At 59.2% G+C, this 20,245-nt stretch carries 16 protein-coding genes; 3 read left to right on the top strand and 13 right to left on the bottom strand.

The features are described 5' to 3' along the window. Positions 1-459 precede the first annotated feature (459 nt). Positions 460-1,809 (top strand): Fic family protein, encoded by a 1,350-nt coding sequence (locus tag MEB48_RS09755; protein ID WP_237884031.1) that lies wholly within the window; start codon positions 460-462, stop codon positions 1,807-1,809. A 185-nt stretch (positions 1,810-1,994) separates the two neighbouring features. Here the strand turns inward: MEB48_RS09755 and MEB48_RS09750 are convergent, their stop codons facing one another. From MEB48_RS09750 to plsB, 3 genes are all read right to left on the bottom strand, one after another. Continuing rightward, positions 1,995-2,684, bottom strand: a complete 690-nt coding sequence (locus MEB48_RS09750) for a DUF4197 domain-containing protein (RefSeq protein ID WP_237884029.1) — start codon at positions 2,682-2,684, stop codon at positions 1,995-1,997. Between the two features lie 116 nt (positions 2,685-2,800). Further along, entirely contained in the window at positions 2,801-3,145 is a 345-nt protein-coding gene (locus MEB48_RS09745; RefSeq protein ID WP_237884028.1) for a hypothetical protein, read from the bottom strand. Between the two features lie 118 nt (positions 3,146-3,263). Further along, positions 3,264-5,759: a glycerol-3-phosphate 1-O-acyltransferase PlsB gene (gene plsB / locus MEB48_RS09740; RefSeq protein ID WP_237884026.1), complete on the bottom strand. Its 2,496-nt coding sequence runs from the start codon at positions 5,757-5,759 to the stop codon at positions 3,264-3,266. A 165-nt stretch (positions 5,760-5,924) separates the two neighbouring features. Here plsB and MEB48_RS09735 point away from each other — a divergent pair, with 165 nt between their 5' ends. Then, positions 5,925-6,134, top strand: a complete 210-nt coding sequence (locus MEB48_RS09735; protein ID WP_237884024.1) for a cold-shock protein — start codon at positions 5,925-5,927, stop codon at positions 6,132-6,134. Between the two features lie 122 nt (positions 6,135-6,256). Here the strand turns inward: MEB48_RS09735 and MEB48_RS09730 are convergent, their stop codons facing one another. The 4 genes from MEB48_RS09730 to MEB48_RS09715 form a co-directional block, all read right to left on the bottom strand. After that, positions 6,257-6,634 (bottom strand): hypothetical protein, encoded by a 378-nt coding sequence (locus tag MEB48_RS09730; protein ID WP_237884022.1) that lies wholly within the window; start codon positions 6,632-6,634, stop codon positions 6,257-6,259. A gap of 60 nt (positions 6,635-6,694) precedes the next feature. Then, a complete protein-coding gene (locus MEB48_RS09725) occupies positions 6,695-7,504 on the bottom strand; it encodes a putative RNA methyltransferase (RefSeq protein WP_237884020.1) in 810 nt (269 codons plus the stop codon). Further along, positions 7,504-8,655 carry a succinyl-diaminopimelate desuccinylase gene (dapE, locus tag MEB48_RS09720; protein ID WP_237884018.1) on the bottom strand — a complete coding sequence of 384 codons (1,152 nt, stop codon included), beginning with the start codon at positions 8,653-8,655 and terminating at the stop codon, positions 7,504-7,506. The genes MEB48_RS09725 and dapE overlap by 1 nt, the downstream gene beginning before the upstream one ends. Before the next feature lie 234 nt (positions 8,656-8,889). Continuing rightward, positions 8,890-11,481 carry a glycosyltransferase gene (locus MEB48_RS09715; RefSeq protein WP_237884016.1) on the bottom strand — a complete coding sequence of 864 codons (2,592 nt, stop codon included), beginning with the start codon at positions 11,479-11,481 and terminating at the stop codon, positions 8,890-8,892. Positions 11,482-11,768: 287 nt separating this feature from the next. Between MEB48_RS09715 and tcdA the strand changes: the two genes are divergently transcribed. Continuing rightward, complete coding sequence (gene tcdA, locus MEB48_RS09710) at positions 11,769-12,578, top strand: tRNA cyclic N6-threonylcarbamoyladenosine(37) synthase TcdA (protein ID WP_442969078.1); 810 nt, start codon at positions 11,769-11,771, stop codon at positions 12,576-12,578. 125 nt (positions 12,579-12,703) lie between these two features. On the opposite strand, the gene MEB48_RS09705 is transcribed toward tcdA, so the two are convergent. The 6 genes from MEB48_RS09705 to MEB48_RS09680 all read right to left on the bottom strand — a co-directional run bounded on the left by MEB48_RS09705 (position 12,704) and on the right by MEB48_RS09680 (position 20,238). After that, the gene (locus MEB48_RS09705; RefSeq protein ID WP_237884012.1) at positions 12,704-13,108 is read right to left on the bottom strand and encodes a SufE family protein; all 405 of its coding nucleotides are present in this window, start codon (positions 13,106-13,108) and stop codon (positions 12,704-12,706) included. Continuing rightward, positions 13,105-14,310 carry an aminotransferase class V-fold PLP-dependent enzyme gene (locus MEB48_RS09700; protein WP_237884010.1) on the bottom strand — a complete coding sequence of 402 codons (1,206 nt, stop codon included), beginning with the start codon at positions 14,308-14,310 and terminating at the stop codon, positions 13,105-13,107. Before MEB48_RS09700 ends, MEB48_RS09705 begins: the two co-directional genes overlap by 4 nt. A 146-nt stretch (positions 14,311-14,456) precedes the next feature. After that, positions 14,457-15,491, bottom strand: a complete 1,035-nt coding sequence (dapD, locus tag MEB48_RS09695; RefSeq protein ID WP_237884008.1) for a 2,3,4,5-tetrahydropyridine-2,6-dicarboxylate N-succinyltransferase — start codon at positions 15,489-15,491, stop codon at positions 14,457-14,459. A gap of 33 nt (positions 15,492-15,524) precedes the next feature. Then, on the bottom strand, positions 15,525-15,887 hold the full coding sequence (locus tag MEB48_RS09690) for an ArsC family reductase (protein WP_269137440.1): 363 nt from the start codon (positions 15,885-15,887) through the stop codon (positions 15,525-15,527). A gap of 270 nt (positions 15,888-16,157) precedes the next feature. Next, a complete protein-coding gene (gene dapC, locus MEB48_RS09685) occupies positions 16,158-17,357 on the bottom strand; it encodes a succinyldiaminopimelate transaminase (protein ID WP_237884006.1) in 1,200 nt (399 codons plus the stop codon). A gap of 178 nt (positions 17,358-17,535) precedes the next feature. Beyond that, positions 17,536-20,238: a [protein-PII] uridylyltransferase gene (locus MEB48_RS09680; protein WP_237884004.1), complete on the bottom strand. Its 2,703-nt coding sequence runs from the start codon at positions 20,236-20,238 to the stop codon at positions 17,536-17,538. Between the last annotated feature and the right edge of the window lie 7 nt (positions 20,239-20,245).

Genomic DNA, 20,245 nt, shown 5'->3' with positions numbered 1-20,245 from the left:
AGACAAGGTCAGGAGCAAATCCTGCCTTCAGGAGCGATCGGCCTCCCCCAGAAACGCACTTGCTGTTGTATGACTCCTTGAGCGTAACCTCTCTCGTTGGAGTCAGGGACAACATACAAGGAGCGAGGCTTGCCCGCGAAGGCGGCCTGATAACCGACCAATTTCTCTCAGACATACGCCGTCGCACCTGTAGGAGCGAGGCTTGCCCGCGAAGGCGGCCTGGTAACCGACCAATTTCTCTCAGACACCGTCGCACCTGTAGGAGCGAGGCTTGCCCGCGAAGGCGGCCTGATAGCCGACCAATCCCTCTCAGACATACGCCGCCGCTTGTAGGCGCGAAGCTTATCCGCGAAGGCGGTCCAAGCTCCTACACATATTTCAGATCCGTCTGATATTGAGTCAATGTAGGTGCGCTGTTGTACTCAAGACTCAATTTCATGAGTTTTTGAGCCACCGATAATGAAAAAACCGCCCACGCTGAAGGGCAGATCCGACCCGGTATTCGATCTGTTGGGGCAATCGCCCCACAAGGAACGCCTCTCGGACTATCTCGCACTGCTCAAGCCTCTGGACGATCAGGGGCGCTATCTTACGTTCGATGAGTTGCGCTACCGCTGGGCGCCGGGTCTGGATTCGAATTTGTGCTGGGCTTTGGTCAAGAAAGCCCGGGCCGCGCAGTATTCGAGCCTTTTGCCACTGGGCGAGCCCATTCAGTGGGGCCAATTTGTGCTGACCCCATTGGCACAGAAAGCTATTTCGGCCGTCGATCGACGAGCGACGACGGCAGCGCTGGAATACATGACCGGACAGATCGGCGAACGCGCGCATTTCAGCTATTTACTCAACGATCTGATCGAAGACGAAGCCATCAGCAGCAGCCAGCTCGAAGGCGCGGCGACCACAACCCGAGTAGCCAAGGACATGCTCAAGCGCCAACGCCAGCCGCGCACGCCGGATGAACGGATGGTCATCGGTAACTACAAGATGATGAACTTCGCCTGGGAAAAGCGTTATGAACCCTTGAGCATCGAGCTGATCACGGCGATGCATCGTGTCGGTGTCGAGGGCATCGATGACACTCAATACTCACCAGGGAATTTCAGGATCAACGATGATGTGGTGGTGCAGGACGGCGAAGGCAACACCGTTCATACGCCACCGCCCGCAGCGGGGCTCGCGTCACGATTGCAGGTGTTGTCGAAGTGGATCAACCAGTCTCACGACGATCCCAATCAGGGTGATTACCTACATCCCTTGATCAAAGGTATCGCGCTGCATTTTGCCCTGGGTTATGAGCATCCTTTTCGCGATGGCAACGGTCGGGTCGCGCGGGCTCTGTTTTACTGGTTCATGTTCAAGAATGATTACTCGGCCTTTCGCTATATCGCGATCAGCCTGTTGCTGCGCAACGCGCCGGTGAAATACGGGCGCTCGTATCTGAATACCGAAGCCGATGACCTGGACCTGACCTATTTCATCGATTTCCAGTGTTCAGTCATCTCCCGATCAGTCAGCGCTTTTACCGAGGCTTATCGAAAAAGCCTGGCCTACACCGAGAGCTTTGATCGATGGCTGCTGGAGTCAGGTTTTTTCGACCAGCTCACCGAGAAACAGCGAGCCGTATATCAAGTGGCCAAGAGTGGTATGGCCAAGGAGTTCACGGCGGCGGTCAATGTGAAGGAGAATCTGAACTGCTCTTACAACACCGCGTCGGCCACCCTGAACGGGCTGGTCGAGTTGAAGGTGTTCGAGAAAAGGAAGATGGGGCGTGAGTGGGTGTTCTTCCTGCGGGCGGCGTCGGTGGTCTGATTTTCGTGGGAGCTTATGTTGCGAGGGGGGCAAGCCCCAATGTCAGTGTAGGAGCGCGCTTGCTCGCGAAGACGGAGGCGCTGTCAATATTGATGTCGCCTGACACACCGCTTTCGCGAGCAAGCCCGTTCCAGGTTCCGCGGCTTAAGTCCCCTCGCCACATAAGTCCGGGCTTCCCACAGTATTTAGAGCGTACCAAACACCTTCTTCGCCAAACTGGTCGCCGCCGCCGCAGGGTTCTGGCGAATGGTTTCTTCCTGCTTGCCGATCATCTCGAACAAACCGTTCAACGCCTGCTCCGTGACGTAGCTTTCGATGTTGGCGTTTTTCGCATCCAGCACACCCAGCGTCGCGGCTTGCCCGGCGAATGCGTTGTACTGCTGGGCCAAACCCACTTGGTCGGTGGCTTGTTTGACGATCGGCAGGAACTCGGTGCGGATCTGCTCGCGGCTGGTTTTGCTCAGGTACTGAGTGGCCGAGTCCTTGCCGCCGCCGAGAATCCCCTTGGCATCTTCCACGGTCATTTTCTTCACCGCATCCACCAGGATCGGCTGAGCCTGCGTCACGGCCGTTTCAGCCGCTTTGTTCATGCTGGTTTCCAGTTGATCGACCTGATCGCCCATGCCGAACTGTTTCATTTTCTTGGCGACTTTACCCAGTTTGCCCGGCAGCTCGATTTTCACCTCCGGGTTGTTGCTGAAGCCGCCAGGCGCGCCGAGTTGTTTAACGGCCAGTTGCGCACCCTGGGTCAGGGCGTCCTTGAGACCGCCGGTGGCGTCTTGTTGCGACAGGTCATTGAGCGACAGAGCCAGGGCGTTGGCGCAGATCATCAAGCTTGCGCACAAGCCGGCGACGCGAAGGGTAGGGCGGAGCATGGCGGCTTCCTTGTGCGGAAAGAAGGGATTAGCGGACAGAGTCAACGCGGATTTTCAGTGGCTGTGGGTAGCTGCCAACCAGCTGTATGACGGTTAAATCTCTCGGTTTTTTTGGATTAAACTATGAATACAGGTTTAAGGTAAATGTCCTGATGATGTCGAATACCATAATTGAAGTCAATTGTCAGATGTTCATCCCCTTTGGCGAGCAGCGTTCCATCTGGAAGAAATACCTCTGCGATAATACGATAATCATTCATTTGGGGGTCGCCGGGCTTGTGCTCAATAATAAATTCAAACTCCCACCACTGGTGTTTCAGCGAGTTCTCACTGCGCATGTTTATGAGTGTGGATGCGTTGTTGTTAAAGTATTTGTAGAGGCTTGTTTTAGTGGTGTAGTTAGTTTGAATTTCGTATGGAGTTTTGCTGAAAAGAACTTTTCCGGAGATGTATTTGTTCATTTTAGTATCCTTTGGCTGGCCTTTAAATACGCGTTGTGGATACTAACTTATCTTTTAGGTTTGTCCTCTGGCGGAAATACATCCTTTTATTTCCGTGCAAAAAATACTTAATGGGTTCTTATATTGTTGGCGGTTTTTTCTCTGCGGCACTTTCATTGCCGTGCAACGCTACTTGCTGAATAGACAAACGAATCTCCGCCGACAACACCCGTTTGGCCGCACCTTCGGCGAGTTCGCCGAGTAATTCGTGATAGCTCAACTTGCCGGCTTCATCGCGCTTGAGCACGTCCAGGTCGAGCATTGTCTGGATGAAGTGACGGAACAGGCTCTTGTCGAAGAACTCCGGGGCGTTCAGGCCATGGAGGATTGACAGGCGCTGGGCCATGACCGTGCACAGGTCTTCGAGTTCTTCGGCGCTGATGCTGTTCTGGCCGCTGTTGAGCAGCAAGGAAACGGTCATATAAAAGCGCTGCAAGGTCTGGGCGATGCTCTTGGACAACAGCGTCAGCAGCACAAAATGCCGCGAGCTTGGCGCCGGGCGCAGGTAGACATCGTTTTCGAAACGCAGCAGACCTTGCTCGACGAATGCTTCAAGCCATTGATCGATCACGGCGTCCAATTCATCCATGGACCAGCGAATGAACAGCTCCGATTGCAAGTACGGGTACAGCGCGTGGGTGTAACGCAGAATCTGCTCGCGGCTCATGCGCGAGGTGCTCTGGAAGAAACTCGCCAGCAACGCCGGCAACGCGAAAATATGCAGCACGTTGTTGCGGTAGTAGGTCATCAGAACGGCGTTTTGTTCGTCCAGGTACAGAATCTTGCCCAGCGCATCGCTTTGCTCGGACAACAGGTCCATGTCCTTCACATGCTCGATCAACGCTCGACCGTCGCCCTCCGGCAGGGTGGTGTGCGAGGAGTAGGGCACCTTGCGCAACAGCGCCAGATACAGATCGAGCACCCGCGCCATGGCGCGATCGTCCAAGGCCAGACGGCTGGTGGACAGCAACGCCAGGGCCACCAGATTCACCGGGTTGATCGCCGCTGCTTCGTTCAAATGCTGCGCGACTTTCTCGCCGAGGCGGTGGGTGGTTTCGTTGAGCCAGGCCGGTTTGAATTGCGGGCCGAGTTCCTGATGGCGCCAGTCAGGCTGTTCGCTGTCGAGGAATTCCGCCAGTTTGATCGGCTCACCGAAGTTGACCGCGACCTGGCCGAAGCGCTGTTTGAGCGCGCCGATGACTTTGAAAATGTCGAAGATCGATTCTTTCTTCTTGCTCGCGCCCCGCAATTCGCCGAGGTAGGTGCGGCCTTCCAGCACGCGCTCATAGCCGATGTACACCGGCACGAAGACGATCGGCATGCGCGACGAACGCAGGAAGCTGCGCAGAGTGATCGCGAGCATCCCGGTTTTCGGTTGCAGCATGCGCCCGGTGCGCGAACGGCCGCCCTCGACGAAGTACTCGACCGGGAAGCCTTTGGTGAACAGGGTGTGCAGGTATTCGTTGAACACCGAGGTGTAGAGCGGGTTGCCCTTGAACGTGCGGCGCATGAAGAACGCGCCGCCACGGCGCAGCAGGCTGCCGATCACCGGCATGTTGAGATTGATCCCGGCGGCAATGTGCGGCGGGGTCAGGCCATTGCGGAACAGCAGATAGGAGAGCAGTAAATAGTCGATGTGGCTGCGGTGGCACGGCACGTAGATCACTTCGTGACCCTGGGCGACTTTTTGCACACCTTCGATGTGGTTGACCTTGATCCCGTCGTAAATCTTGTTCCAGAACCAGCTCAGCACCACCTCCAGAAAACGGATCGCGGTGTAGGTGTAGTCCGAGGCGATCTCGTTGCCGTAGCGCAAGGCCTGGGCCTTGGCTTTTTCCGGGGAAATGTTCTCGCGCTCGGCTTCGTCGAGGATCGCCTGTTTGACCAGGGGCTGATTGAGCAGGCCTTTGACCAGATTACGACGGTGGGAAATGTCCGGGCCGATCACCGCGGCTTTGAGATTGCGAAAGTGCACCCGCAGAATCCGCTGGGCCATGCGCACGGTGCGCTCGTGGCCTTTGTTGTGATCGATCAATTCACGCAGATGGATCGGTGCCGAGAACTGCACCCGGGTCTTGCGTCCCAGAATCATGATGCTCAGCAGCCGACGCAAACGCCCGGTGACTGCCCAGCTGTCGGCGAACAGCAGTTTCCACGGGCTCGATTCGCTGTCCGGCGACTGACCCCAGAACACGCTGACCGGAATGATCTGCGCGTCTTCGGCGGCGTTCTGGCTCAGGGCGCTGACCAGACGGGTCAGGGTCGGTGGCGCACCGCGTTTGTCCTGACGGCCGAGCCAATCGGGGTCTGGCGTCAGGTAAAAGAAGGCGGCGGGTTCTGTCAACGTACCCACCGATACGGGCAATACCGGGCGGGGCAGGCCGGCCTTGCTGCATTCGGTATCGACCACGGCGAGGTCGGTCAGTGAAGGATTTTGCAGGACGTAGAACACCGGCCGGCTGCGGTCGAGGTTAAGGGTGAACGACGACTGGTTGATCGTCTCCGAGCGAACCCAGAGGTACAGCAGTCGGCGCAGGGTGCCAAACACAAGACGGCGGAACGGGGAACGGGTCATACGGCTTCTGCGTGAGTGAAATAAACCGAGCGTTTGCTCGGGCGGCAGATAGTGTGCCGTATTCGCCGAAAATCGGCAAAAAAGCGGCTAAGTAAACTTGAGTTGAGAGTTTTGGCAGCTGTCATATACTCGGCCGCTCAAAATAAAAAGAAGAGGGACTGATACATGGCAACGCGCGAAACCGGCAATGTGAAGTGGTTCAACGACGCCAAGGGCTATGGCTTCATTCAGCGCGAGGATGGGGTGGACGTGTTCGTGCACTACCGCGCGATCCGCGGCGAAGGGCATCGCTCGCTGACTGAAGGTCAGCAGGTTGAGTATGCGGTGGTGACCGGCGAGAAGGGCTTGCAGGCTGAGGATGTGGTGGAGTTGTAAACCCAACCCTCAGATCACGCAAAACCCCTTGTAGGAGCGAGGCTTGCCCGCGAAGCTTTTAGCGCCAGTGATGACGCCTTCGCGGGCAAGCCTCGCTCCTACAGGTTTTGCGGTGACCTGGATTATGCGGTTTTCCAGGTGATTTCTTCTTCACCATCGGCGCTGATGCGAATCCAGCGATCCGCCGTCTCTTCACCTTCTTCCTCGACCCATGTACCCGGTGCGCAACGCACTTCAACGTTCAGCGCGGCAAATGCGGCACGGGCGCAGGCGATGTCGTCTTCCCAGGGGGTCTGGTCGCTTTCCAGGTACAGGCTGTTCCATTTGCCGACGGCTTTCGGCAGCCAGGTGACCGGCACGTTGCCGGCCTTGCACTTGTAGGTCTGGCCTTTCTGCACCCAGTCGGTACACGGGCCTAAAGCCGCGCCGAGCCAGGCCGCGATGGCCTTGTAGTCGACGTCGGCGTCTTTCAGGTAAATCTCGATATCGGGTTGGCGCATGGATGTCCTCACTGCGGGTCTGAAAAATCCATTCGCGGATTTAGCGGGTCAAAATTTGGGTTATTGAAGAACAAAATAATCGTAGCGCATCGACACGGTGACCTCGAACGGCTCAGCCTGTTCGATGACTGCCGCCCGGCGTTCGGCACTCGCGCGCCAGCCGTGGGGTGTCATGGCCAACAGGTTCGCACGATCCTGACCACTGGCAAGCAGCAGTTTGAATTCCAGGGTTTCGCTGTGCTGCAGCGCCATGCCTTCCGGCACCAGCGCCAAATGCTTGTCGTCGGTGTACTCGCGCACTTCGTCGTACAGCCGCTCACGCAATTCCATCAGATGGCCGCTGGTCGGCCCGACTTTCATCAAGCCGCCGCCGGGGCTGAGCAAGCGTTTGGCCTCTTCCCAGTCCAGCGGGCTGAAAACGCTGGCGAGAAATTGGCAACTGCCTGAGGCCAATGGCACCCGCGCCATGCTGGCGATAAACCAGGTCAGCGCAGGGTTGCGTTTGCAGGCGCGTTTGACCGCTTCCCGGGAAATGTCCAGGGCATAGCCGTCGGCGTTGGGCAACGCTTCGGCGATTTGCGCGGTGTAGTAACCCTCGCCACAACCGATGTCCAGCCAGCGCTGGGGCGCGTATTGCGCCGCCAGTTCCGCCAGTCGCTTGGCCACCGGCGCGTAATGGCCGGCGTTCAAAAAGTCGCGACGGGCTTCGACCATCGCCAGGTTATCCCCAGGGTCGCGGCTGTTTTTATGCTGCACCGGCAGCAGGTTCAGGTAACCCTGCCGCGCACGGTCGAAACGATGCCCGGCGGGGCAGACCACGCCGTTGTCCACCGCATTCAGCGGTTCGCTACAGATCGGGCAGGCGAGCATCAGGCGAGCAACTTGATCAGGGTCTGGTAGTAGATTTCGGTCAGCACATCGAGGTCGGCCGCCAGCACACGCTCGTTGACCTGGTGAATCGTTGCGTTGACCGGGCCCAGTTCAACAACCTGAGTGCCCATGGTCGCGATGAAGCGCCCGTCGGATGTACCGCCGCTGGTGGAGGCTGTGGTTTCGCGACCGGTAATGTCCTTGATGCTTGCCGACACTGCGTCGAGCAAGGCGCCCGGTTCGGTGAGGAACGGCAGGCCGGACAGCGCCCAGTCGATGTGCCAGTCCAGGTCATGCTTGTCGAGGATATCGGCGACGCGCTTTTGCAGGCCTTCGACAGTGGATTCGGTGGAGAAACGGAAGTTGAACACCGCCACCAGATCACCGGGGATCACATTAGTCGCGCCGGTGCCGGAATTGACGTTGGAAATCTGGAAACTGGTCGGCGGGAAGAAATCGTTGCCGTGGTCCCAATGCTCGGCGGCCAGTTCGGCCAGCGCTGGGGCAGCGAGGTGGATCGGGTTCTTCGCCAGGTGCGGATACGCCACATGACCCTGCACGCCGCGCACGGTCAATTTGGCGCCGAGGGAGCCACGACGGCCATTCTTGACCACGTCACCCACCAGAGTGGTGCTCGATGGTTCGCCGACGATGCACCAGTCCAGACGTTCCTTACGGGCGACGAGGCGTTCGATCACAGCCTTGGTGCCGTGATGTGCCGGGCCTTCTTCGTCACTAGTGATCAGAAACGCAACCTTGCCCTTGTGATCCGGGTAATCGACGACAAAGCGCTCAGCCGCCACGGTCATCGAGGCGAGGCTGCCTTTCATGTCCGCCGCGCCACGGCCGCAGAGCATGCCATGTTCGTCGATCACCGCATTGAATGGGTCGATCTGCCAGGCGGTTACCGGACCGGTCGGGACCACGTCGGTGTGACCGGCGAAGCACAGCACCGGGCCTTCGTGTTTACCGTGAGTCGCCCAGAAGTTATCCACATCTTCGATGCGCATCGGTTCCAGCTTGAAACCGGCATCCCCCAGGCGCTGCATCATCTGCTTCTGGCAATCGGCGTCGACCGGCGTCACGGACGGACGGCGGATCAGGTCGATGGCGAGTTGAAGGGTCGGCGAAAGGTCGGCGTGGGCCGTCATGGAAAGCTCCGAAAACATGAAATATGGGCGCGGGCTAAATGTGGGGGCGGCGGTGCGACGATTCGACTTGCTCGCGAAGGGGCCATTACTGACGCCAAAAGCTTCGCGAGCAAGCCCGCTCCCACAGGTATGGCGTTTGGCCGTTGGTACGTGCCCGGCCAAGGCCTGCAAAATGGCGGTTATCTTAAAGCAAAACGGCGGCCATTGGCCGCCGTTTAGTGCATCTGTACTGATTTAGACAGCCGGTGCGGTCTCGGCTTCGACCACCGGTTTTGGCAGCGAAGACAAGAACGCCATGATCAGCGCCGCCAGATACGGCAGCGACTGCACCAGCAACATGGTCACCCAGAAGCGCATGTCGTTGCTCGGCAGGCCGTTCACCAGGAAGATTCCCAGTGCCGCGCCCCACAACAGCAACATGATGAACACCTCTTCGCGCGCTTCCGAAATGGCTACCCAGAAGCCGTGGTTATCGGCGTTTTTCGGGGTGCGGAAGAACGGAATGCTGCTGGTGAAGAAACCGTACAGCACGGCTTTGGCGATGGTGTGCGACAACGCCAGCCCGGCCAATGCCGCGCAGAACGCATCCTTGAGGTTGACCCCCACAGCACGTCGGTACAGGAAGATGATCTTGCCGACCTTGAACACGAACAGCGCCAATGGCGGGATCGCGAAAATCAGCAGCGGCGGATCGACTCGTTGCGGCACGATGATCATCGCCGCCGACCACAACAGGGCGCCGACGGTGAAGAAAATGTTCATGCCGTCTGCGACCCACGGCAACCAGCCCGCGAGGAAGTGGTAACGCTGGCCTCGGGTCAGTTCGGTGTCCTTGCCGCGCAGCAGGCTGGCGGTGTGACGCTTGATGATCTGAATCGCTCCGTAAGCCCAGCGGAAACGCTGTTTCTTGAAGTCGATAAAGGTATCGGGCATCAGGCCCTTGCCATAACTGTCGTGGTAGTACGCCGCCGACAGACCTTTCTCGAACACGCGCAGACCCAACTCGGCATCTTCACAGATGCACCAGTCGGCCCAGCCCAGTTCCTCGAGCACCGAGCGCCGGGTCATGGTCATGGTGCCGTGCTGAATGATCGCATCACGGTCGTTGCGGGTGACCATGCCGATGTGGAAGAAGCCTTTGTATTCCGCGTAGCAGAGCTTCTTGAAGGTGCTTTCGTTCTGGTCGCGGTAATCCTGCGGCGACTGCACCACGGCGATTTTCGGGTCGACGAAGTGCGGCACCATGTGCTTGAGCCAGTTCGGGTCGACGCAGTAGTCCGAGTCGATCACCGCAATCACTTCGGCATCCTTGGCGGTGTGCGGAATCAGGTAATTCAGCGCGCCGCCCTTGAAACCGGCCAACGGTGCCACGTGGAAGAACTTGAAGCGCGGGCCGAGGGTTGCGCAATAATCGCGCACCGGTTCCCAGACCGCCGGGTCTTTGGTGTTGTTGTCGATGATCAGGACTTCGAAGTCCGGATAGTCGAGGTTGGCCAGGGCGTTGAGGGTCTGTTTGACCATCTCCGGCGGCTCGTTGTAGCACGGTACGTGGATCGACACTTTCGGTCGGTAGTGCGAATCGCCCACCACTGGCAGGAATTCACGCCGGCGTTTGTGGGTCCAGACCGCTTCGGCCAGTTCGTGGGCCTCTGTCAGCAGCACGATAAACACCCCGAGTGCACCGAGGGCGAGCAAGAAGCCCACTGTCAGGCTGAACCAGGTGCTGTATTGCTGGCTGTAGTCGTAACCGATCCACACCAGCACCGAACCGCAGAGGAACGCGATAAAGGTCAGGAAGGTGCGGCCACGTTGACGCAGGGCCGAGCCATCGATCATCAGCAGCGTCAAGGACAGCAATGCCAGCACTACCGAGCCGATAGCCAGTACCCGCCATTGCGGGATCGCGACGACCGGGCCTTCGAAGTTGAATTTCTGCTGGCGTGCGGCGTTGAACACGCCCCAGTACGCGCCCACCGAGCCTTCGTCACTGGCCTTCCACGGTTGGTCGAACGCCTCGATCACGAAGTAGTTGAAGCCTTGGCGGTTGAGCTTGTTGACCAACGTGCGCAGGTAAATCGCCTGGTCCGCCGGCGACGCATCGGCGCCACCGCGCATGCGGCCGTTGCTCGGCCAGCCTACTTCGGAAAGCAGCAGCGGTTTTTTCGGGAACATCTTTTTCAGGTCACGGGCGCGGTCGAGAACGAATTGTCCCGACTGCTCCATCGGAATGTGTTCCCAGTACGGCAGGACGTGAGCGGCAATCAAATCGACGTGCTTGGCCAGGCTCGGGTTTTCTTCCCAGATGTGCCACTGCTCGGAGGTGGTCACTGGCACTTTCACGGCGGCACGAACACGATCGAGGATCACGCTCAGGTCCTTGGCGGTAATTTCCTTACGGAAGATCGCCTCGTTACCGACAACCACGCGAACAACGCTGCGGGAAGTGTTAGCCAATTCAACGGCGCGCAGAATCTCGCGCTCGTTGCGTTCCTGATCCGGGCTGATCCAGATCCCCAGGGTCACCCGCAGGCCGAATTCTTCCGCCAGTTTGGGAATATTCTCCAGCGTGCCGTCGACCGAGTAGGTGCGGATGTTGTCCGTCAGTTTGCTCATGATCTCCAGGTCGCGACGCATTTCATCGTCGGTCGGGTACTGAGCTTTTTGCGGGTACTGGCCTTGTTGAAACGGCGAGTATGAAAAGCCTGAGATCTGCTCAGGCCAGTTGGGGGCGGTGACCGGGCGATTGACCAGCGCCCAGAAGCCGGTAAACAAGGCTGCGATGGCGAGCACCACGACCAGGTTGAGTCCAAATTTACGCGATGACATAGCTTTTTCGGGTTCCAAAGGCTGTGGAACGAAGGAACGGTTTGCGGCTGGCTGCCAGTTGGCAGGGGCGCGCATCCTACACTGGAGGTTCTCTGACCGTACAGCGAACAGGGAAACGCCCGACATTGGGCAATCCAGGTCGACTTAAGTTCTTCGACCGGGACGATGTAGCCCAATTCCAATAAATTTGTAGTCAATTGAAGCCGTCAAGACTGCCGTCCATAGCCCAAAGGTGCTCTTGACCGCCGACGGCCCTATAATGCGCGCCGGTTTTTGGGGTAATGGTCATGAGTACAGAAGATCCGCGGTTTGCTGGCATCGCCCGCTTGTATGGCATCGAAGGCCTTGAGCGCTTGCGCGCGGCTCATGTGGCGATCGTCGGCGTCGGTGGCGTCGGTTCCTGGGCGGCGGAAGCGGTTGCCCGGTGTGGCGTGGGCGAGATTTCGCTGTTTGACTTGGACGACGTTTGTGTCAGCAACGTCAACCGTCAACTGCATGCGCTCGACAGCACCGTCGGCAAGCCCAAGGTCGAGGTGATGGCCGAGCGCCTGCGCGGGATCAACCCGGATTGCATGGTGCATACGGTGGCGGACTTCGTCACCCGCGAAACCATGGCCGAGTACATCACGCCGAACATCGACTGCGTGATTGACTGCATCGACAGCGTCAACGCCAAGGCTGCGCTGATTGCCTGGTGCAAACGTCGCAAGATTCAGATCATCACCACCGGCGGCGCGGGCGGGCAAATCGACCCGACGCTGATCCAGGTCTGCGACTTGAACCGCACGTTCAACGATCCGCTGGCGTCGAAAGTGCGCTCCACGCTGCGCCGCGACTACGGCTTCTCCCGCACCGTGACCCGCCATTACAGCGTACCCTGCGTGTTTTCCACCGAGCAACTGCGCTACCCGAAACCGGATGGCAGCATTTGCTTGCAGAAGAGTTTTGTCGGCGATGGCGTGAAGCTCGACTGCGCCGGGGGCTTTGGCGCGGTGATGATGGTGACGGCGACGTTCGGCATGGTCGCGGCGACCAAGGCTGTGGATAAGATTGTGGCCGGGGTTCGACGCCCGGCGGATCGCATCAAACCTGCCTGACCGCGGCCTGGCAAACGATCGTTCCCACGCTCTGCGTGGGAATGCAGCCCGGGACGCTCCGCGTCCCTTTCAGAGCCGAACGCGGAGCGTCCGTGGAGGCATTCCCACGCAGAGCGTGGGGACGATCAGTGCGCTAGCTCACGCATCCGCTGCAACACCGCATTCAACCCATTACTGCGCGACGACGACAACTGCCGCGACAGCCCCAGCTGATTAAACCACTCCGGCAAATCCACCTGTTGCAGTTCGGCAGCGGACAACCCATTGACCCGCGCCAGCAGCAATGCCACCAACCCGCGAATCAAACGTGCATCGCTGCTGGCGCTGAACTGCCAATGACCGTCCTGCAGCGCTCCGACCAGCCAGACTTGGCTTTCACAGCCATGCACGCGGTTGGCCTCGACTTTATCCACATCGCTCAACGCCGGCAGGCGGTCGCCCCATTGCATCAGCAACCGCGCCCGCTGCTCCCAACTCGCAGTCTTCTGAAAAGTATCCAGCGCGGTGACGGCATCGGCGGGCAAGGTCATCGCAACAACTCCAATGCTTGATCCAGCGCTTCAAAAAAGCGCTCAAGATCCTTGGAGTCGTTGTACAACGCCAACGACACCCGAATCGCCCCGGCCAGTTCAAAGCTTTTGAGCAACGGCATGGCGCAATGATGACCGGCGCGAACGGCGACCCCTTGTTCGGTCAGCAAATGCGCCAGATCGGAGTTATGCACACCCTCGACGACAAAACTGGCCAGTGCCAGTTGCGGCTTGCCCAGCAGACGAATGCCGTTGCGCGCCTCAAGGCCTTTGAGCAAATAGTCATGCAGCGCCGCTTCATGGGCGGACACGGCGTCCTGATCGAGCCCGGCCAGATAATCCAGGGTCGCCCCCAGGCCAATCACGCTGGAAATCGGCGGCGTACCTGCTTCGAACCCCAGTGGTGCAGGACGAAAGCGGGCGTCGTGGTAGTTGGCATCCAGTACCATTTCGCCACCGAACTGCCACGGACGCAGTTGTGCGAGCGCTTCATGACGACCAAACAGTACACCGAGGCCATCCGGGCCGTAGAGCTTGTGGCTGGAAAACACATAGAAGTCGCAACCCAGCGCCTGCACGTCATGCCGGCCATGGACCACGCCTTGAGCGCCGTCGACGACGGTCAGCGCGTTGTGCGCTTTGGCCATCGCCAGTAACGCGGGTAACGGTTGCCAGGCGCCGAGCACGTTGGACAGCTGACTGACTGCCAGCAAACGGGTGCGCTGACCGATCAACGACGCGGCGATATCAAGATCGATCAAACCGTCGACATTCAGCGGCAGAATCACCAGTTTCAGGTCGCGACGGTGGGCCAGTTGCTGCCATGGCAACAGGTTGGCGTGGTGCTCCAGGGCGCTGATGACAATTTCATCGCCCGGATTGAATAAGTGCTCCAGGCCATAGGCCAGGAGGTTCAGCGCGGACGTCGCGCCGTGGGTGAAGATGATCTGCCCGCAATCGCCGGTATTGAGCCATTGCGCAACTTTGCTGCGGCTGTCCTCGAATGCCTGAGTCGCGTGGGCGCCGGGCAAATGTTGCGCCCGATGCACGTTGGCCGCGCCGTTGGCGTAGTAATGCGTCAGGGCATCCAGCAGGGCTTGAGGTTTTTGCGTGGTGGCGGCGTTGTCCAGATAAGTCTGGTCTTGCCGTTGCAAAGCGGCGATGGCCGGAAAATCGGCGCGCCAGGGAGAGGGAATCATCATGCTATCGGGCCCTGGTGAACATGGGCGGGTGTACGCCAAACCTGTGTGTGTAGGAGCGGGCTTGCCCGCGAAGCTTTTGGCGACCTCTAGGGCCCCTTCGCGGGCAAGCCCGCTCCTACAACACAGGTGATCGTTTGATGCTCTGCTTAGTTGTGAGCGTGCAGCGCTTCATTCAGTTCGATGGCCGATTTGTGGGTTTTGCACTCCACGGCACCGGTCTCCGAATTGCGACGGAACAGCAGGTCAGGCTGACCGGCCAGCTCACGGGCTTTAACGACTTTGACCAGCTTGTTGTGCTCATCCAGCAACGCAACCTTGGTGCCGGCCGTCACGTACAGGCCCGACTCAACGGTGTTGCGGTCGCCCAACGGGATACCGATACCGGCGTTGGCGCCGATCAGGCAGCCTTCGCCAACCTTGATCACGATGTTGCCGCCACCCGACAGGGTGCCCATGGTCGAGCAACCGCCGCCCAGGTCCGAGCCCTTGCCAACGAAAACACCCGCCGACACACGACCTTCGATCATGCCCGGGCCTTCGGTACCAGCATTGAAGTTGACGAAACCTTCGTGCATCACGGTGGTGCCTTCGCCCACGTAAGCGCCCAGACGAATACGCGCCGCATCAGCGATACGCACGCCGGCCGGTACCACGTAGTCGGTCATTTTCGGGAACTTGTCCACCGAGAATACTTCCAGCAGCTCGCCGCGCAGACGCGCTTCCAATTGATGCTCGGCCAGTTCGGCCAGGTCGATCGCGCCTTGGCTGGTCCAGGCCACGTTCGGCAGCAGCGGGAACACGCCGGCCAGGTTCAGGCCATGCGGCTTGACCAGGCGATGGGACAGCAAATGCAGCTTGAGGTAAGCCTCAGGCGTGGAGCTCAGTTGAGCGTCTTCGGCCAGAATAGTCGCGACCAGCGGCTTGTGACTCTCGGCCAGACGGGTCAGCAGTGCCGCTTGTGCAGCGTCGACACCTTTCAACGCTTCGGCCAGTTGCGACGCCTGAGCAGTGCTGAAGGCGATGGCCTGATTGCCGTCGGTGTAGCCCAGAACCGGCGCAATGGCAGCGACCAGTTCGGCCGAGGGGTTGAGCAGTGGCTGCGCGTAAAACACTTCCAGCCATGCGCCTTGACGGTTTTGAGTGCCGACACCAAAGGCCAGGCTGAACAGGGTAGTGGACATGTTGACACCTCTAACAAAATGGAACGGGCTGCCTTACTTGAGCGCTGCCGCGTAGATATCTGGCTTGAAGCCAATCAGGGTTCGGTCACCGAGATCGAGCACCGGGCGCTTGATCATCGAGGGTTGCGCGAGCATCAGTTCGATGGCTTTCGACTGGTCGAGATCGGCTTTGCGTTCGTCGTCGAGCTTGCGAAAGGTCGTGCCTGCGCGGTTCAACACCACTTGCCAGCCGTGCTCGTCGCACCATTGGCGCAGGTGTTCACGGTCGATACCGACCGTTTTGTAATCGTGAAAGTCATAGCTGACAGCATGTTCATCGAGCCAGGTGCGCGCCTTTTTCATGGTATCGCAGGCTTTGATGCCGAAAAGGTGCAACGTTTTGCTTGAAACGGTCAAGGAATTGCCTCCTTTGCAGGTGCTGGGAACGAAAGGTGACGGATTATGCCATGACCGGGCGGTTTCGCGGCGGCTGTGGTCGGGTTTGTCTTTTTGACTTGGATAGCCGCTGTTCCATGCGATACAGGTGCTGCAGTCGGCCTGCATTCTAGACGGCGAATGTGGCACTTCAATGGTCGGCCCAGGCACAAGCACGCAGTGATTTTTCGGGAACAGCGCTTATGCTTGAAAGCGCTGCGGGCGCAGCGCTTTCATGTGGGCGCGAGGCTGTTATTTACGGCGCTGCACGAAATTGCGAATTCGCTCGGCGGCTTCCACGCACTCCGCCAGCGGCGCGACCAGCGCCAGGCGCACACGCCCGGCGCCCGGGTTGACGCCATCGACTTCGCGGGACAAGTAGGAGCCCGGCACGACAGTCACGTGTTCTTGCTCGAACAGATCGCGACAGAACGCAGCATCATCTCCCGCCACATTCGGCCACAGGTAGAAACCGCCATCCGGACGTTGCACATCCATTACCGGGCTGAGAATTTCCAGTACCGCGTCATACTTTTCGCGATACAGCGCACGATTGGCCCGCACATGCACTTCGTCATTCCAGGCGGCAACGCTGGCCAGTTGGGTCTGAACCGGCATCGCGCAGCCGTGGTAGGTGCGATAGAGCAGGAAGCCTTTGAGAACATCCGCGTCGCCAGCCACGAACCCGGAACGCAGGCCCGGCAGGTTGGAGCGTTTGGACAGGCTATGGAACACCACGCAACGCTTGAAGTCCTTGCGGCCCAGTTCCACGCAGGCGCTGAGCAGGCCCGGCGGCGGGGTTTGTTCGTCGAAGTACAGTTCGCTATAGCACTCGTCGGCAGCGATCACGAAGTCGTATTCGTCGGCCAGGGCGATCAGCTTCTTCAGGGTTTCGACTGGAATCAGCGCACCGGTCGGGTTGCCCGGCGAGCACAGGAACAGGATCTGGCAGCGCTTCCAGATATCCGGCGATACGGCGTCGAAGTCCGGGTTGAAGCCGTTTTCATCCAGGCACGGCAGGTAATGCGGCTTGGCCCCGGCGAGGAACGCCGCGCCTTCGTAGATTTGATAAAACGGGTTCGGGCTGACCACCAGTGCATCGTCACCCCGGTTGACTACGGTCTGGGTGAAAGCGAACAGCGCTTCACGGGTACCGTTGACCGGCAAAACGTTACGTGCCGGGTCGAGCCAGCCGTTCGGGACGTTGAAGCGACGTTCGCACCAGGCGGCAATGGCTTCACGCAGGGCCGGAATGCCGAGGGTGGTCGGGTATACGGCCATCTGATCCAGATTGCTCGCCAGCGCTTCGGCGACGAAGCTTGGCGAGCGGTGTTTCGGCTCGCCGATGGACAACGCAATGGCGCGCTTGTCCGGGTCTGGCGTGACGCTGCCGAGCAGGGCGCGGAGCTTTTCGAACGGGTAGGGCTGCAACTGGTTCAGAGCGTTGTTCATCGATGAGTCTCGTTCGGTGCGGGGGCAGACAAGCTCTGATTCCTGTAGGAGCTGGCTTGCCAGCGATGATCGTTAACGATAACGCGTGTTACCGAGTGAGCGCGGCGCATTTGAATTCATCGCTGGCAAGCCAGCTCCTACAAAGGGCAGGTTCGCGCTCCCATGGCGGTTTGTTAATTCAGAAACTGATTCGTGACAGTTTGATATCGGCTTCCTGGCTGACGCTCAGTTGCTTGACGATTGCATCCTGCAAACGGCTGCACAGCAACGGGTCGGACAGCGGCTGATTGTTCGCGTCGGTGATGAAGAAAACGTCTTCCACGCGCTCGCCCAAGGTAGCGATCTTGGCATTTTGCAGCGACAGGTCGAACTCGAGGAAGATCGTGCCGATCCGTGCCAGCAGGCCGGGGCGATCCGGGGCGCTGAGTTCCAGCACGGTCACCGGACGCTGAGCGTCGTTGTGGATCGTCACCTGTGGCGCAAACGCGAAATGCTTGAGCTGGCGCGGCACTCGACGCTGGATGATGGTCGGGTAGTTATCCGGATTGCGCAAGGCTTCGGTCAGGCCTTCACGGATCTGCTTGACCCGTGCCGGGTTATCGCCGATCGAGTCGCCATCGGTGTCGAGCACAATATAGGTGTCGAGGGTGAACTGGCTGCTGGAGGTGATGACCCGGGCGTCGTGAATGTTCAAATTGAGCTGGTCCATCGCCGCCACGGTCACGGCGAAGAAATCGTGCTGGTCCGGTGCATAAATGAAGATCTGCGTACCGCCCTCGAACTCGCGCTGGGTGGTTTCCTTGATCAGCACCAGCGGGCCACCGTCGGCCGGCTGCTGCAGAATCGCGTCAGTGTGCCAGGCCACGTCGCCGGCGGTGTGGCGCAGGAAATAGTCATCGCCCAATTGCGCCCACAACTGCTCGACATCGTCCGGGTCGTTGCCGCCGCGTACCAGAATGTCCAGTGCCGCGCTCTGGGTCTGGCGGATCTGCTCTTCGCGATCCACCGGGTTTTCCAGGCCACGACGCAAGGCGCGTTTGGTCTCGGTGTAGAGCTGGCGCAACAGGCTCGCGCGCCAGGAGTTCCATAGCGTCGGGTTGGTAGCGTTGATGTCCGCAACGGTCAGCACGTACAGATAATCGAGGCGGGTTTCATCGCCGACGGTCTGTGCGAAATCATGGATCACATGCGGGTCGGACAAGTCCTTGCGCTGGGCCGTGGTCGACATCATCAGATGGTTCTGCACCAGCCAGACGATCAGGCGGCTGTCCCAGATCGGCAACTGGTGGCGCTGGCAAAAAGCTTCGGCATCCACGGCACCGATTTCCGAGTGATCGCCATGTCGGCCCTTGCCGATGTCGTGGTACAGACCGGCGAGGTAAATCAGTTCGGGTTTGGGCAGTTTGGCCATGAGCTTGCTGGCCAGCGGGAATTTTTCCGACACCTGGGTGTACTGCAGCTTACGCAGGTGTTTGATGAGATTCAGGGTGTGCGCATCGACCGTATAGATGTGAAACAGGTCATGTTGCATCTGCCCGACAATGAAACCGAACTCCGGCAAATAGCGCCCAAGGATGCCGTAACGGTTCATGCGCCGCAGGTTGCGGTGGATGCCGATCTTGCACTTGAACAGCTCGATGAACAGGCTGGTGTTGCGGATGTCGTTACGAAAATCGTCATCGATCAAATGACGATTTTCCCGCAGCAGACGGATGGTATCGGCGCGTACGCCTTTGATCTCCGGTTGCTGGGCCATCAGCACGAAAATTTCGAGCATGGCGAATGGCGTCCGGCGGAACACGTTGTCGTTGCGCGCCTCGATGTAGCCGTCGTGCAGCTGGAACCGCGAGTTGATCGGTTGTGGCGGTGCTTCGTCTTCGGGGGCCAGGATCACTTCTTCGAAGTGCTGGATAATCAGGTCGCTGAGCTGGGCAATGCTCATGACTACCCGGTAGTACTGCTGCATGAAGTTTTCGATGGCGTGCTTGGCGTCATTGCCTTCGAAACCCAGCAGCCCGGCAATCGTGCGCTGGTGATCGAACAGCAAGCGGTCTTCGGAGCGGCCGGCGAGCATGTGCAGCGCATAGCGCACCCTCCACAGAAACTCCTGGGACGAGGCCAGCAGCGCATTTTCGCTTTCCACCAGGAAACCTTCACCCGCCAGGGCTCGCAGGTTCAGCGTGCCGTATTGACGACGTGCGACCCACAGAATCGTCTGAATATCGCGCAGTCCGCCGGGCGAACCTTTGACGTTGGGTTCCAGGTTGTACTCGGTGTCGTTGTACTTGTGGTGCCGGGCTTTCTGCTCGGCGCGTTTGGCCAGGAAGAACTCCTTGCTGGGCCACATTTGCTCGGTGCTGGTGACGTCCAGCATGCGCTGACGCAGGCGTTCAGGGCCGCAGATGGTGCGGCTTTCCATCAGGTTGGTGACGACCGTCAGGTCTGCGCGGGCTTCTTCGGAGCATTCATCCACCGAACGAACGCTCTGGCCGACTTCCAGGCCGATGTCCCACAGCAACGTCAGAAAGCGCTCGATGGAATCGCGAAAAATTTCGTGATCGGCGTTGTCCAGTAAAATCAGCAGATCGATGTCGGAATAGGGGTGCAACTCGCCACGACCGTAGCCGCCGACCGCCACGAGGGCGATATCGGCATCTTCGCTCCAGTTAAACTGTTCCCAGGCTTGTTGCAGGATGTTGTCGATAAACCAGGCGCGATCCTCGATCAGCCGGCGAATGTCCCGACCACTGCGAAACCGTTCGTCAAGTACCTCGCGGGCTTGACGGATGGCCTTCTTGAAAGCAGCAATAGGGCTTGCCTTCAGGGCCAGTTCAGCCTGGAACTGGCCGCGGTCGAAGAGTTCGGGATCCACCTGCGGCATCGATTGG

It is taken from the genome of Pseudomonas sp. PGPR40 (assembly GCF_022014505.1).
In the GTDB taxonomy this organism is placed as follows: domain Bacteria; phylum Pseudomonadota; class Gammaproteobacteria; order Pseudomonadales; family Pseudomonadaceae; genus Aquipseudomonas.
This window is presented reverse-complemented; position numbering and strand designations above follow the sequence as displayed.